The following is a 13,417-nucleotide window of genomic DNA, read 5'->3' as shown; positions in this document are numbered from 1 at the left end:
CGTCCCCCCTCGGGTACGGTCGGGTGGTGTGTACCGCTTTCTGCTGTCCCGGCAGTGGGTGATCCTCACCCTCATCGCGCTGACCCTGATCCCGTCCATGATCTGGCTCGGGTTCTGGCAGCTGCACCGGCACGAGCAGCGGGTCGCGCGCAACGAGCTGATCGGCTCCAGCCTGGCCGCGCCCGAGGTGCCGATGGCCGAGCTGACCTCGGTGGGCGGCGAGCCCGACCAGGACGACAGGTACCGGCCCGTCACGGTGACCGGCGCGTACGACCCGGAGCACGAGGTCGTGGTCCGCAACCGCACCTCGGACGACGACACGGTCGGCTACTGGGTGCTGACCCCGCTGATCCAGGACGACGGCACCGCCGCGCTGGTGAACCGGGGCTGGATCGACGCCGGCGAGGACCTGACGGCCGTCCCCGACGTGCCCGCGCCGCCGCCGGGCGAGGTGACCGTCACCGGCCGCCTGATGACGGACGAGACGCAGGGGAACACCGGCATCCGCGACCGGGAGGGCCTCCCGGACGGCATGGTGATGATGATCAACAGCCGGGAGCGGTCCGAGGCGATGGGCGGCGTCCCGACGCTCGGCGGCTACCTCGTGCTGACCGGCACCACCCCCGCGCCCGCCGACGCCGACGCCCAACCCGAACCGCTCGACGCGCCCGACCACTCCAGCATCGGGGCGCACTTCGCGTACGCCATCCAGTGGTGGCTGTTCACCGGCGGCGTGCCGGTGGGCTGGATCATCCTCTTCCGCCGGGAGATCAAGGACCGCCGCGCGGCGGAGGCGAAGGAACGGCGCGCCGCCGCCGCACCGCGCACCCCGGAACCGGCGGCCTCCTCGTCCACGGGCGGCTGACCCTCCCAGAGGGGGACCGCCGGTCCCCGGACAGGTACGCCCTTCATCCGCCGCCCGCGCGGCGCGAGGGTGGAACGCGTGGCGGAGGGCATCCGAGCCGCGCCGAGGACGCGCGGCGGCCCTCCCCGGGACCGGGAGACACCCCTCATGACCACGCGCAGCACCCCGTCCACCGGCAGGATCGCCCTCGTCACCGGCGCCAACCGGGGCATCGGCCACGCCACCGCGCTGCGGCTCGCGGAGCACGGCACCGACGTGGTGATCACCTACCGCTCGCACGCCGACGAGGCCGCCGAGACCGTCGAGGCCGCCACCGCGCTGGGCCGCACCGCCCGCGCCCTGCAACTCGACACCGGCCGCGTCGCGGACTTCGGCGCCTTCGCCGACGCGCTGCGCGGCGCCCTCAAGGACGGCTGGGACCGCGACACGTTCGACTTCCTGGTGAACAACGCGGGCACCGCCCTGTACGCCCCCTTCGCCGAGACGTCCGCCGAGGACTTCGACCGGCTGCTCGACGTCCACTTCCGGGGCGTCTTCTTCCTCACCCAGACGCTGCTGCCGCTCCTCGCGGACGGCGGGCGGGTCGTCAACGTGTCCACCGGCCTGACGCGGTTCAGCAACCCCGGCTCGTCCGCGTACGCCGCGATGAAGGGCGCCGTGGAGGTCCTGACGCGCTACCTGGCGGTGGAGCTCGGCCCGCGCGGCATCCGCGCCAACACGGTGGCGCCCGGACCCGTCGCGACCGACTTCGGCGGCGGGCGGCTGCGCGGCGACGAGGCGATGCGGTCCGCGCTCGCCGCGCACACGGCGCTCGGCCGCGTCGGCGAGTCCGGCGACATCGCGGGCGTCGTCGCCACTCTGCTGGCCGAGGACACCGGCTGGCTGAACGGCCAGCGCGTCGAGGCGTCGGGCGGCATCCTCCTGTAGGGCGGCATCGGACCGGGACGGAGGAGAATGGCGGCATGGACCGTGCACAACTGGCGGACTTCCTGCGCACCCGCAGGGAGGCGCTCCAGCCGGAGGACGTCGGGCTGCCGCGCGGGCCGCGCCGCAGGACGCGCGGGCTGCGCCGCGAGGAGGTCGCCGCGCTGTGCGGCATGTCCACGGACTACTACGGCAGGCTGGAGCAGCGGCGCGGCCCGCAGCCGTCCGAGCCGATGCTCGGCGCGATCGCCCAGGGCCTGCGCCTGTCGCTGGACGAGCGCGACCACCTCTTCCGCCTGGCCGGGCACAACACCCCGGGCAGGCGGCTGCGCGGCGGCCACATCCCGCCCGGGATGATGCGGATCTTCGACCGGCTCCAGGACACCCCCGTCCAGGTCGTCGGCGCGCTGTCCGAGACGCTGGCGCAGACACGTCCGGCCGTCGCGCTCTTCGGGGACTGGACGCGCTTCACCGGGCCGGAACGCAGCATCGTCTACCGCTGGTTCACCGACCCGCGCACGCGCCGCGTCTATCCGGAGGAGGACCACCCGATGCACAGCCGGGTGTTCGCCTCGAACCTGCGCACGGCGGTCTCGCGGCAGGGGCCGGACTCGGAGGCGCACCGGATGGCGGAGGAACTGCGCGGCCGCAGCGAGGAGTTCGCCCGGCTGTGGAGCGCGCACGAGATCGGCCTGAGCCGCCCGGACGACCGCAAGCGCGTCCTGCACCCCGACCTCGGCATGCTCGACCTCCAGTGCCAGGTCCTCTTCGGTCCCGACCAGACGCACGCGCTGCTCGTCTACACGGCGACGCCGGGCAGCGAGAGCCACGAGAAGCTCCGGCTGCTGTCCGCCGTGGGCGACCGCCCGCCGTACGCGTGACCGTGCGCGGGACGGTCAGGAGACGCGTTCGGGCGCGTGGTGCGCGGACCGCAGCCGGATCTCCGCGGGGAGCGCGGCCAGACCGGCGGAACGGCGCGCGTTCTCGACGGCCACCGACCGCAGCGCGCCGACCGCCTCCTCCGGGCGTGCCTGGGGCGCGAGGATCAGCCCGACCCTGAGCCGCGGCTGCGTACGGCGCCCCACCAGCGTGACCCGCGCGCGGTCGATACCCGGCAGGGCCTCGGCCTCTGCGGTGACGACCTCCTCCAGGGCCCGTCCCCTGACCAGCGCCGGGATGCCCTCGCCGGTGTCCACCAGGACGCCGGCGAGGCGCGGGCGGCGCGACTGGGCGAGCAGCCACCACAGGGCGAGGACCAGCAGCAGGGACAGCGCGCCGATCACGACGGGCCAGAACCAGCCCTGCTCGCGCAGGTGGACGCGTTCGGCGTGGCTGAGGACGGCGTCGCCGGTGCGGTGCCAGGGCCACGCCCAGGTGTCCGGGACCAGCCCGGCGACCGTCGCCAGGCCGGCGGCGCCCGCCGCGATCAGGAGGAGCCCGGCGAGCAGGAGCAGGACCCGGTTCGTCACACGCAGCATCTGTGGTGTCCCTGTGGCTTGTGAGTCGCTTGTGAGGTGCTACCGCTTGGCGGGCCGGTGGGCGTGGACGGTGACGGACGGCCGCCGCGACAGGCCGAGGGCCCCGACCGCGTCGTCCAGCACGGCGTCCAGGTCGGCGCGCACGACGTCCAGGTCGCGGAAGTGCGACTCGGCGAGGACCCGTACGCGGTGGCGGCCCACGGAGACGCGCACCGTGCGGACGCCCGACACCGCCAGGGCACGGTCGCGCAGCACGACGCCCACCGCGCCGCGCTCGATGCCGGCCCGCAGCTGCTCCGCCTCGCGGCGGCGCATCGGCAGGATGCCGCGCAGCCCCGGCGTCACGGCGAGGACCACCAGGCAGACGCCCGCGAGGACGGCCGCCACGCAGCCGGTGACCACCCAGGCGTCGCCGACGGCCGTGGCGTCCAGGCTGTCCGCCAGGCGGCGGCGCCACTCGGTCGCGGGGCGGTCGGCCCGTACGGCGACGATGTCGTACAGCAGCGGCCCGCCGGTGATCAGCACGGCGGCGGCGACCAGGACGGCGGGGACGCGGCGTTCCGACCAGAAGCGCCGCGCGGGGCGGGCGGGCGGCTCCGCCTCCGCCGCCTCGACGGAGGCGGGACCGGCGGGCTCCGGCGGCCGGTTCGGCGCGGCGCTCACAGGACGCGCCTCCTGCCGGGGCCGCCGGGGGCCGCGCTGTGCCGGGAGTGCAGGCGCGTCACGGTGACGGCGACATCGGCGGTGGCCATGCCCGCCAGCTCCCCGAGCCGGGCGGCGATGTGCTGCCGGACGGCGCGGCAGCGCGCGCCGATGTCGCAGGGGTAGCCCAGTTCCAGTTCGACGCGGACGACGGCGCTCGCGCCCGTGTCGCCGGCGGCGCCTGGCGGGCGGCGCACGACGGCGGTGGCGAGGGGATGCCGGTCGTGGCGCGGGGGCGGCGGGGGGCCCGAGCGGTCGGCGGTGAGCGCCTCCCAGGCCGCCTGCGCGGCGAGCTTGGCGACCACGCGCTCCGAGACGCGCGTGGTGCCGCGTTCCCCGGCCGGCACGCGGGTCACGGTCGCCACGGGTCAGCTCCGCCGGTCGTCACGGCGCTCCCGCGGGCGGAAGAAGTCGCCCGGGTCCAGGTCGCCGTCGGCGAACCTGCCGACGACGAAGCCGATGGCGCCGAGCGCCGCCACCAGCAGGAAGGCGGCGAACCCGCCGAAGTACCCGGCGAAGCCGAGTGCCATGCCGGCGATCATGCCGACGACGGCCATGCTGTTCATCGTTGCGCTCCTCCGGCGGCGCCCGGCGGGCCGCTGCTCTGGTGCTGTGGCCGGACATGTGGACCGTGCGCGCCGCCCGGCACGGCAAACATATCCGGTCGCAGTACTGGCTGTTGTGCCCCGGGTGCGCCGGCTTATTGCAGTGTGGGGCGCTCTTCCCCGGCGAGGTCGTCGTCCGGGACCCAGACGTCGCCGATGGTGACGTTGACCTCGACCACTTCGAGGCCGGTCATGCGCTCCACGGCGGCGACGACGTTCTCGCGCACGGTGCGGGAGACCTCGGCGAGGGAGACGCCGTACTCCACCACGAGGTCGAGGTCGAGCGCCGTCTGCACCTCGCCGACCTCGGCCCTGACGCCCCGGGCGGCGGACCTGCCGCCGCCGGGTACCCGGTCGCGCACCGCCTCGACAACGCGGCCGGGGCCGCCGCCGCCCATGGCGTGCACCCCGAGGACGTCGCGGGCCGCCAGTCCCGCGATCTTGGCGACGACGCCCTCGGCGATGCTGGTGCGCCCGCGCTCGGCGGGCTCGCAGGAGCCGGGCCGCGGCGGCTCGTCGGGCGACACGGGGTCGTCGGGGAGGCCGGTGGTGCCGGTGACCGGGTCGGTCATGGTCCGTTCACTCCTTCCGGGGCACGCTGCCCACCACCCCCCGTACGCCACCCTAGGTCGGCCGCCCCGGACGCGGGCGGCGCGCGCGGGCCGAACGAGTGGCGCGCCCGGTGCTACTCCCCCAGGCCCGCCAGGTCGCGGAAGCGGCGGGCCTGCGCGGCGCGCTCGGCGGCGCACTGGGCGTCGAAGTCGCGCCCGGCGGCGTCGCGCAGCAGCGCCTTGGTCTCGACGAGGGCGTCCCGGGGCGCGGCGAGGAGCGCGGCGACGAGGTCGTCGGTGGCCGCGGCCAGGTCCTCCGCGGGAACGACGAGGCCGGCGAGCCCGATGCGTTCGGCCTCCGCGGCGTGCACGGTGCGGCCGGTGGCGCAGATCTCCAGCGCCCGCGCGTAGCCGACGAGGGAGACCAGCGGCTTCGTCCCCGTGAGGTCGGGGACGAGGCCGAGAGAGGTCTCGCGCATGGCGAACGCCGCGTCGTCGGCGCAGACGCGCAGGTCGCAGGCGAGCGCGAGCTGGAATCCGGCGCCGATGGCGTGGCCCTGCACGGCCGCGACCGTGAGGACGTCGGGGCGGCGCAGCCAGGTGAAGCCGGCCTGGAAGCCGCTGAGGGCGGCGTCGAGGGCGGCGTCGTCGAGACGGGCCAGTGCGGTGAACGACAGCTCGCCCTCGATGCCGTCGGCGGTGAAGGCCTGCCGGTCCAGGCCCGCCGAGAAGGACGGGCCCTCGCCGCGCAGCACGACGACGCGGACGTCGCCGGGGAGGACGCGCCCGGCCTCGGCCAGGGCGCGCCACATGGCGGGGGTCTGCGCGTTGCGCCGGTCGGCGCGGGTGAGCGTGACCGTCGCCACGGCGTCGTGGACGGTGACACGCACACCGTCGCGGTCGAGCGGGCTCATGGCGGCCTCCGGTTACCAGTCGGTAGTACTGCGGGGTACTCCGCAGGGTAACGGGCGGGCCGCCGGCGCTGTCAGGGGGTCGGGGTCTTCTTGCCGCGAGTGGCGCCGCCCCTGCCGCGCAGGGTGACGTCGGACTCGCTGAGCATGCGGTGGACGAACCCGTAGCTCCGGCCGGTCTCCTCGGCCAGTGCCCGGATACTCGCCCCGGACTCGTACTTGCGCTTGAGGTCTGCCGCGAGCTTCTCGCGCGCGGGGCCGGTCACCCGGCTGCCCTTCTTCAGAGTCTCGGCCACCCGTGCCTCCTCGTGGAAGTGCGCTGATGTGACTCTCATGATCACCCCTATCCGGCATCCTGGCCACCCATTCGTCGGCGCCCGTACGACAAACGGACCAGGGTCCGGGGGGTGCGGGACGGTCCGCGGGGGTGCGCGAGGCCGGTCACAGCAAGGGAACGCGCTGGTCAGCGCGGTGGGCGCGGACCCGTCACGACGGCTCGTCCCGCGGCGTGGCGACACGCCGCGGTACGAGCCGTCCTCACTCAGATGAATGATCAAGCGTCGGCCGAATGATCCACCGCGCATGATCACCCGAGCCGGGAACGGCGGGCGCGGCGGCCGTCAGGCGAGGGCGACCAGGTCCGCGTAGTCGGGGCTCCACAGGTCCTCGACGCCGTCCGGCAGCATGATGATCCGCTCGGGCTGGAGGGCGTCCACGGCGCCCTCGTCGTGCGTGACGAGGACGACGGCGCCCGTGAAGCTGTGCAGGGCGCCGAGGATCTCCTCACGGCTGGCGGGGTCGAGGTTGTTCGTCGGCTCGTCGAGGAGCAGGACGTTGGCGGACGAGACGACGAGGGTGGCCAGCGCCAGCCGGGTCTTCTCGCCGCCGGAGAGCACCCCGGCGGGCTTGTCCACGTCGTCGCCCGAGAAGAGGAACGAGCCGAGCGTCTTGCGGACGTCCACCATGTCGAGGTCGGGCGCGGACGAGCGCATGTTCTCCAGGACGGTGCGCTCCGGGTCCAGCGTCTCGTGCTCCTGGGCGTAGTAGCCGAGCTTGAGGCCGTGGCCGGGGGTGACCGCGCCCGTGTCCGGCTTCTCGACGCCCGCGAGCAGCCGCAGCAGCGTCGTCTTGCCCGCGCCGTTGAGGCCCAGGATGACGACGCGTGAGCCCTTGTCGATGGCGAGGGAGACGTCGGTGAAGATCTCCAGCGAGCCGTACGACTTGGACAGGCCCTCGGCGGTGAGGGGCGTACGGCCACAGGGCGCGGGGTCGGGGAAGCGAAGCTTGGCGACCTTGTCGTGCCGGCGCTCGGCCTCCAGGCCCGACAGGAGCCGTTCGGCGCGGCGCGCCATGTTCTGCGCGGCGGTCGCCTTGGTCGCCTTGGCGCGCATCTTGTCGGCCTGGGCGTTGAGGGCGGCGGCCTTCTTCTCGGCGTTGGCCCGCTCGCGCCTGCGGCGCTTTTCGTCCGCCTCGCGCTGGGTCTGGTACTGCTTCCAGCCCGTGTTGTAGACGTCGATCGCGGCGCGGTTGGCGTCGAGGTAGAAGACCTTGTTGACGACCGTCTCGACGAGGTCGATGTCGTGGGAGATGACGACGAGGCCGCCGCGGTAGGTCTTCAGGAAGTCCCGCAGCCAGACGATCGAGTCGGCGTCGAGGTGGTTCGTGGGCTCGTCCAGGAGCAGGATGTCGGCGTCCGAGAAGAGGATGCGGGCCAGCTCGACGCGGCGGCGCTGGCCGCCGGAGAGCGTGTGCAGCGGCTGGCCGAGTACGCGGTCCGGCAGGCCCAGGCTGGCGGCGATGGTCGCGGCCTCGGCCTCGGCGGCGTACCCGCCGCGGGTCAGGAACTCGGTCTCCAGGCGCTCGTACCGGCGCATCGCGCGGTCACGGACGTCGCCCTGCCCGCTGGCCATGCGCTCCTCACTCTCGCGCATGCCGCGCAGGACCGTGTCGAGGCCGCGGGCGGCGAGGATGCGGTCGCGGGCCAGGACGTCGAGGTCGCCGGTGCGGGGGTCCTGCGGAAGGTAGCCGACCTCGCCCGAGCGCGTGATGGCGCCGCCCGCCGGGTTCCCCTCCCCCGCGAGGCACTTGGTGAGGGTGGTCTTGCCTGCGCCGTTGCGGCCGACGAGGCCGATCCGGTCGCCCTGCGCGATGCGGAAGGAGGCGCTCTCGATCAGGATGCGGGCGCCGGCGCGCAGTTCGACTCCACTGGCGGTGATCATGGACGGGTACTCCGAAGCGGGACGTGTGCGTGCGGACAGGGGGACGGGCAGCTGCCGGGAGGGCTTACGTCCGCTAGGCCAGGAGGGGGCGAGTGTCCATGCGGCCAGTCTAACGGCGTACGGCAACCGCTTTTCCGGCGCCGGGCCTGTCGCGGGCGCGGGGCCGTGTGCGCGGCGGCGGGGTGGGGCGTGCGCGCCGCGCGGGGGCGCCCGTGCCGGCCCGTCCGCGCCCGTGCGCCCGCCCGCCGGTCAGGCGCCGCCCGCGTGGACCTGGAACGCGGCCCTGCGGACCCGGCGTGCCGTCGCCGGGTCGGGGTGGGCGGCGGCGAGCGCCATCAGGACCTGGACGGTGCGGGGGTGGCCGCAGGTCCTGATGTCGGTGAGGAGCTGGGCGAGCGAGGTCTGGGGCGCGGCGTCGAGGTGGTCGAGGAGCAGGCGCTCGGAGCCGTTCTCCTGGGCGGCGGACGCGGTGTCCACCCACAGCCAGGTGGCCTCGCCCGGGGTGAGGACGCCCTGGTGGGACTCGGCGTGGTCGCGGGGGTCGCCGCCCTCGTGGTCGGCGAGCCACAGCAGGGCGTACGGGCGCAGCACGGGCTCGGCGGCTGCGGCCCGTACGGCGCCGATGGCGGGGGCGCCGACGACGCGCAGGGCCTCGAAGGCGAGACCGCGGATGAGGGCGTCCTCGCCGCGCGCGGCGTCGAGCAGTTCGGCGACGGCGGGGCCCGCGGCGCGGACGGCGAGCCAGGCGCGGTACTCGGCGCGCGAGGGGCCGGGTGTGAGGTTGGCGCAGCCGCGCAGCATGTCCACGGCGGACTGCTCGATGTTCCCGGCGCCCGTGGTGCTCTGGGCGGCGATGCAGATCTGCTCCAGCTTGGTCCACATGGCCCAGCTGCCGAGGTCGGTGAGGCGGGCGCGGGCGGGGCGGACGCCGCGGGCGTGGAGGGTGAGGGCCCCGACCCCGGCGAGCGCGTCCAGGGCCCAGCCGAGGAGGCGTTCCTGCTCCGCCGGGTCACCCTCGGTGGGTATGCCGGGGTCGGTGCGGTCCGCGCGCAGCTCGCTGACGCGGCGGGTGAGAAGGTCGATGAGGCCGTCGGCGGTGACCGGTCCCGCCGACAGGTGCATCACGGACAGCAGTTGGGGGACGGCGGCGACGATGTCGGCGGCCTCGTACGGGTCCGCGTCGGCGGGCGCGGGGCGGGAGAGCGACCAGGCGTCGAAGAGGGCGACCCAGCCGCGCAGGACGGCGGTGTCGTCCCGTTCCCAGGCGCGCAGGCGCCAGCCGGCCCGTACGGTCCCGGCGTCGGCCTGTTCGATGAGGCCGGCGAGGCGGGCGCGGCCCCAGTGCTCGCTGACCTGACCCGGGCTCAGGCCGAGGTCGTCGGCTGCCTGCTGGAGCGCCGCCTCGGGCGAGCTGCCGGTGCGGTCGGCCCAGCGGGCGAGGCGTACGGCGTCGGCCAGGAGTCTGCGCGCCTGGCCGGCGAGGCGCTCCTGAGGCGCGATGCCTCGGGGAGGGCGTGGTGTGCGTCTGCCGACCGCGCCGCGCCTGCCGCCGGCGGCGGCGGCGCGCTGGGGAGGGGTCTGGGGGACAAGTCGCAACCGGGGCTCACGCGGAGTTCGGGACGTCACCCGAGCAGTTTCACCGGTCGGGCCCGGAATCCCAAACTCCCCGTACAGGGGCTTGTATGACGAGTCACATGAGCGGGGTGAGGAAGCGCCGGAGTACCTCTTCGTAGGCGGTGGGGTCGGCGTTCCACATGGCTGCGTGGCCCGCGTCGGGCACCGGGTGCAGGGTCGTCGTCTGCGGGTGGCGTTCGACGAGCGCGCGCGACGCCTCCCAGGGGGCGATCGTGTCGCCGGGGCCGTGGATCACGAGGACGGGCAGGGCGGAGCCGCGGCCCTTCTCGTCCAGGTCGGGCGGGGGCTGGTCGACGTCCTCCGTGGTCCGCAGGGCCAGCGGCCACAGGGCGCCGGGGACGCCGCGGTGCTGCGCGAGGGCGCGGACGGTGGTGGCGGGATCGAGGACCGGGGAGTCGAGGACCAGACCGCTGATCCGGCCGCGCAGGGGGGAGCGGACGGCGGTGTGCAGGGCCATGGTCGCGCCGGTGGAGCTGCCGTAGAGGACGACGCTGCCCGCGCCGCAGCGTACGGCGTAGCGCAGGGCGGCCTCGGCGTCGGTCCACTCGGCGGAGCCGAGGCCGGTGGGCTCGGTGCCGTCCTCGGCGTTCCCCCGGTCGCCGTGGCTTTCGGGGGCGCCGGGGACGAGGACGGACAGTTCCTGGTGGTGGAGGAACGGCAGGACGTTGAGCGCCTGTTCGCGCGTGGCGCCCAGGCCGTGCAGGACGATGACCCAGGTGTCGCGCAGGCCGGGGACGAACCAGGAGGGCATCGTCCCGCGGTCGCCGGTGACGTCCACCTCGGAGAAGTCGATGCCGAGGGCGCTGCCGGGGTCGCCCGCGTACAGCTGCGGGGACAGCGTGACGGTCGCGCCGGGCGCGAGGTCGCCCCGGGTGACGCGTTCGAGGCGGCGTACCACCGTGTCGGGGCTGCCGTCCGGGGCGTGGTCGACGACGGGGCCGACGATGGCGCGGCAGTCCTTGCCGACGAGGGCGTAGGTGCCGGGCAGGACGGACTCGGCGGTGCGGGTGAGCGTGACCCGGCCCGCGGCCGTGCCGTGCACGGTGAGCCGCGCGGTCGGGAAGGCCGTGGGACCGCCGCGGGAACGGCGGTTCGTGACGGCGACGGCCAGGGCCGCCGCCGCTCCGGCACTCAGGAGTGTGGTGGCGGCCACGGCCGCCTGGGTGCGCCGACGCATGATCTCAAGCATGCGCCCGTGGCGGCTGTTCGGCCACCGGGGAGCGGGCGGGGGTCAGCCCTTGCCGTAGTCGCGCAGGTGGGAGGCGACGTCGGCGAGGTCGCCGGGGGACAGCAGCGAGGGGCGGGTGCCGGAGACGGAGGAGGCGGTCAGCCAGAGCCTGCACATCCATTCGAGCTGGGCCGTGTTGTCGTATGCCTGGCGCAGGTCGCGGCCGTGGACGAGGGTGCCGTGGTTGCGCAGGAGGCAGCCGCTGCGGTCGCGGAGTGCGGCCAGGGCGTGGGCGGCCAGGGTGTCGCTGCCGTAGCGGGCGTAGGGGGCGACGCGTACGGGGCCGCCCAGGGCGGCGGTCATGTAGTGGATCGCGGGCAGTTCGTCGACGAGGGTGGACACGGCCGTGGCGTGCACGGCGTGGGTGTGGACGATGGCGTGTGCCGCGTCCGTGGCGCGGTAGACGGCCAGGTGCATCGGCAGCTCGCTGGTGGGCGGGCGCGGGCCGGTGATGCGGTTGCCTTCGAGATCGACGGCCAGCAGGTCGCGGGGGCCGAGCAGGTCGTAGGGGACACCGCTCGGGGTGACCAGGACGGCGCCCGGCACGCGCACCGAGAGGTTGCCCGACGTGCCGACGACGAGGCCGTCTTCGACGGTCCGGCGGGCGTACGCGAGCAGCTCCCGCCAGGCCCGGCGCCAAGTATCAGGAACACGCCGCCGCAAATTCATCTGCTGTTCACCTATTCACCTTACGTTAACGGCGTTTGCCCCCCGGCCCGCCGAATGATTGTCCAGGTACATGGAACACATCACGCTGTTGATCACCATCGTGATCATCACGGCCCTGGCGTTCGACTTCACCAACGGATTCCACGACACGGCCAACGCGATGGCCACCACGATCTCGACCGGGGCCATGAAGCCCCGCGCGGCGGTGGCGATGTCGGCCGCCCTGAATCTGATCGGCGCGTTCCTCTCCGTGGAGGTGGCCCGCACGATCTCCGGCGGGATCATCGACGAGGAGGCGGGCGTCCGCCCCGAAGTGATCTTCGCCGGCCTCGTCGGCGCGATCGTGTGGAACCTCCTCACCTGGCTGGCGGGCCTCCCCTCCAGCTCGTCGCACGCCCTGTTCGGCGGCCTGATCGGCGCGACCCTCGCGTCCGTCGGCTCCGGCGCGATCAACGGCGACGCGGTCGTCACCAAGGTGCTGATCCCGGCCGTGGCCGCCCCGCTGGTCGCCGGCGTCGCCGCGATGCTCGCGACCCGGCTGACGTACCGCGTCACCCGGGGCACCGACGAGCGGTCCGCCGCGCGCGGCTACCGCACCGGCCAGATCGCCTCGGCCGCGCTCGTCTCCCTGGCGCACGGCACCAACGACGCGCAGAAGACCATGGGCGTCATGACGCTCGCGCTGATCACCGGCGGATCGCTCGCCCCGGGCGCCGACCCGCCGATGTGGGTCATCGCCTCGGCGGGCACGGCCATCGCGCTGGGCACGTACCTCGGCGGCTGGCGCATCATCCGCACGATGGGGCGCGGCCTGACCGACATCCAGCCGCCGCAGGGCTTCGCCGCCCAGACCGGCGCGGCGACCACGATCCTCGCCTCCTCGCACATGGGCTTCGCCCTGTCCACCACGCAGGTCTGCTCCGGCGCGGTGATGGGCTGCGGGCTCGGCCGCAAGGGCGGCGTGGTCCGCTGGTCCACGGCGGCGCGGATGGTCGTCGCCTGGGGCCTGACACTGCCGGCCGCCGGGCTCATCGGCGCGGGCGGCGCGCTGCTCGCCGACCAGGGCGACTGGGGCGTGGCGGCGGTCGCGGTGCTGCTGGTCGCGGCGTCCGGGCTGATCTGGTCCCTGTCGCGCCGCCGCCCCGTGGACGCGGCGAACGTCAACGAGCTGGACGACACCGGTGTCCCGGGTGCCGTCGCCCCCGCCGCCCAGGCGGACGGCACGGCGGCCGGGGTGAACGGGAGCGCGGCGGCGAAGGTGAACGGCGACGGGACCGCCGTGGCGGCCGCGCCGCAGGTCGTCCTCCCCGCCCCCGCCGCGCCGGTGGCCGCCCCGGCGCCCGCGACGGGACCGGTGCCGTGACCGGCCGCCTGACACGGCCGTACGGCCCTCTCCTCCCGCCCGCCTCCCCCTCCCCCACGCCTGGACCGAGGTAATCCGATGGACATCGACTGGGGCACGCTCGCCGAGGTCGTCATCGTCTCCGTGGTGCTGACCGTCGCGCTGGTCGGCTTCTTCTCGCTCGGCATCAGGGCGGGGTCGTCGGAGCGCGCCGCCGTACGGCCGGTGGGCTACCTGGGGTTCGGCCTGTGCGCGCTGGCCGTCGGCTACGGGATCTTCCTCATCACG

The 13,417-nt window shown here is 74.9% G+C and carries 16 protein-coding genes; 5 read left to right on the top strand and 11 right to left on the bottom strand.

The genetic code is table 11. The features are described 5' to 3' along the window. Positions 1–28 precede the first annotated feature (28 nt). The 3 genes from ACL02R_RS26700 (at position 29) to ACL02R_RS26690 (ending at position 2,670) form a co-directional block, all read left to right on the top strand. Positions 29–865, top strand: coding sequence for an SURF1 family protein (locus tag ACL02R_RS26700; protein ID WP_412799520.1), 837 nt, complete (start codon positions 29–31; stop codon positions 863–865). A 147-nt stretch (positions 866–1,012) separates the two neighbouring features. Then, positions 1,013–1,792 (top strand): SDR family NAD(P)-dependent oxidoreductase, encoded by a 780-nt coding sequence (locus ACL02R_RS26695; RefSeq protein ID WP_412799519.1) that lies wholly within the window; start codon positions 1,013–1,015, stop codon positions 1,790–1,792. A gap of 35 nt (positions 1,793–1,827) precedes the next feature. Further along, a complete protein-coding gene (locus tag ACL02R_RS26690; protein ID WP_412799518.1) occupies positions 1,828–2,670 on the top strand; it encodes a helix-turn-helix transcriptional regulator in 843 nt (280 codons plus the stop codon). Between the two features lie 15 nt (positions 2,671–2,685). Here ACL02R_RS26690 and amaP read toward each other — a convergent pair whose 3' ends face one another. The 11 genes from amaP to ACL02R_RS26635 all read right to left on the bottom strand — a co-directional run bounded on the left by amaP (position 2,686) and on the right by ACL02R_RS26635 (position 11,787). Beyond that, positions 2,686–3,267: an alkaline shock response membrane anchor protein AmaP gene (gene amaP / locus ACL02R_RS26685; RefSeq protein ID WP_412799517.1), complete on the bottom strand. Its 582-nt coding sequence runs from the start codon at positions 3,265–3,267 to the stop codon at positions 2,686–2,688. 39 nt (positions 3,268–3,306) lie between these two features. After that, positions 3,307–3,930: a DUF6286 domain-containing protein gene (locus ACL02R_RS26680; RefSeq protein WP_412799516.1), complete on the bottom strand. Its 624-nt coding sequence runs from the start codon at positions 3,928–3,930 to the stop codon at positions 3,307–3,309. Further along, a complete protein-coding gene (locus tag ACL02R_RS26675) occupies positions 3,927–4,334 on the bottom strand; it encodes a hypothetical protein (RefSeq protein WP_412799515.1) in 408 nt (135 codons plus the stop codon). Before ACL02R_RS26675 ends, ACL02R_RS26680 begins: the two co-directional genes overlap by 4 nt. A gap of 3 nt (positions 4,335–4,337) precedes the next feature. Continuing rightward, complete coding sequence (locus ACL02R_RS26670) at positions 4,338–4,535, bottom strand: hypothetical protein (RefSeq protein ID WP_052851674.1); 198 nt, start codon at positions 4,533–4,535, stop codon at positions 4,338–4,340. Between the two features lie 134 nt (positions 4,536–4,669). After that, a complete protein-coding gene (locus tag ACL02R_RS26665) occupies positions 4,670–5,146 on the bottom strand; it encodes an Asp23/Gls24 family envelope stress response protein (protein ID WP_412799514.1) in 477 nt (158 codons plus the stop codon). Between the two features lie 113 nt (positions 5,147–5,259). Further along, complete coding sequence (locus ACL02R_RS26660) at positions 5,260–6,039, bottom strand: enoyl-CoA hydratase/isomerase family protein (protein ID WP_412799513.1); 780 nt, start codon at positions 6,037–6,039, stop codon at positions 5,260–5,262. A 71-nt stretch (positions 6,040–6,110) separates the two neighbouring features. After that, positions 6,111–6,332, bottom strand: a complete 222-nt coding sequence (locus ACL02R_RS26655) for a helix-turn-helix domain-containing protein (RefSeq protein ID WP_362966709.1) — start codon at positions 6,330–6,332, stop codon at positions 6,111–6,113. Between the two features lie 324 nt (positions 6,333–6,656). Beyond that, a complete protein-coding gene (locus ACL02R_RS26650) occupies positions 6,657–8,255 on the bottom strand; it encodes an ABC-F family ATP-binding cassette domain-containing protein (RefSeq protein WP_412799512.1) in 1,599 nt (532 codons plus the stop codon). Positions 8,256–8,504: 249 nt separating this feature from the next. Continuing rightward, positions 8,505–9,881, bottom strand: coding sequence for a hypothetical protein (locus tag ACL02R_RS26645; RefSeq protein ID WP_412799511.1), 1,377 nt, complete (start codon positions 9,879–9,881; stop codon positions 8,505–8,507). Between the two features lie 64 nt (positions 9,882–9,945). Beyond that, complete coding sequence (locus ACL02R_RS26640) at positions 9,946–11,067, bottom strand: alpha/beta hydrolase (RefSeq protein WP_412799510.1); 1,122 nt, start codon at positions 11,065–11,067, stop codon at positions 9,946–9,948. Positions 11,068–11,121: 54 nt separating this feature from the next. Then, positions 11,122–11,787, bottom strand: coding sequence for a class II aldolase/adducin family protein (locus tag ACL02R_RS26635; RefSeq protein ID WP_412799509.1), 666 nt, complete (start codon positions 11,785–11,787; stop codon positions 11,122–11,124). 70 nt (positions 11,788–11,857) lie between these two features. On the opposite strand from ACL02R_RS26635, the gene ACL02R_RS26630 reads away from it, so the two are divergent. Together ACL02R_RS26630 and ACL02R_RS26625 are read left to right on the top strand one after the other, a co-directional pair. Continuing rightward, on the top strand, positions 11,858–13,150 hold the full coding sequence (locus ACL02R_RS26630; protein WP_412799508.1) for an inorganic phosphate transporter: 1,293 nt from the start codon (positions 11,858–11,860) through the stop codon (positions 13,148–13,150). A gap of 78 nt (positions 13,151–13,228) precedes the next feature. After that, on the top strand, positions 13,229–13,417 hold a 189-nt coding region (locus tag ACL02R_RS26625; RefSeq protein ID WP_412799507.1), incomplete at its 3' end, for a hypothetical protein.

It is taken from the genome of Streptomyces sp. MS19, from assembly GCF_047200595.1.
Lineage (GTDB): Bacteria > Actinomycetota > Actinomycetes > Streptomycetales > Streptomycetaceae > Streptomyces.
The sequence above is the reverse complement of the archived record's forward strand: the minus strand, read 5'-3'. Positions and strand labels throughout refer to the sequence as shown.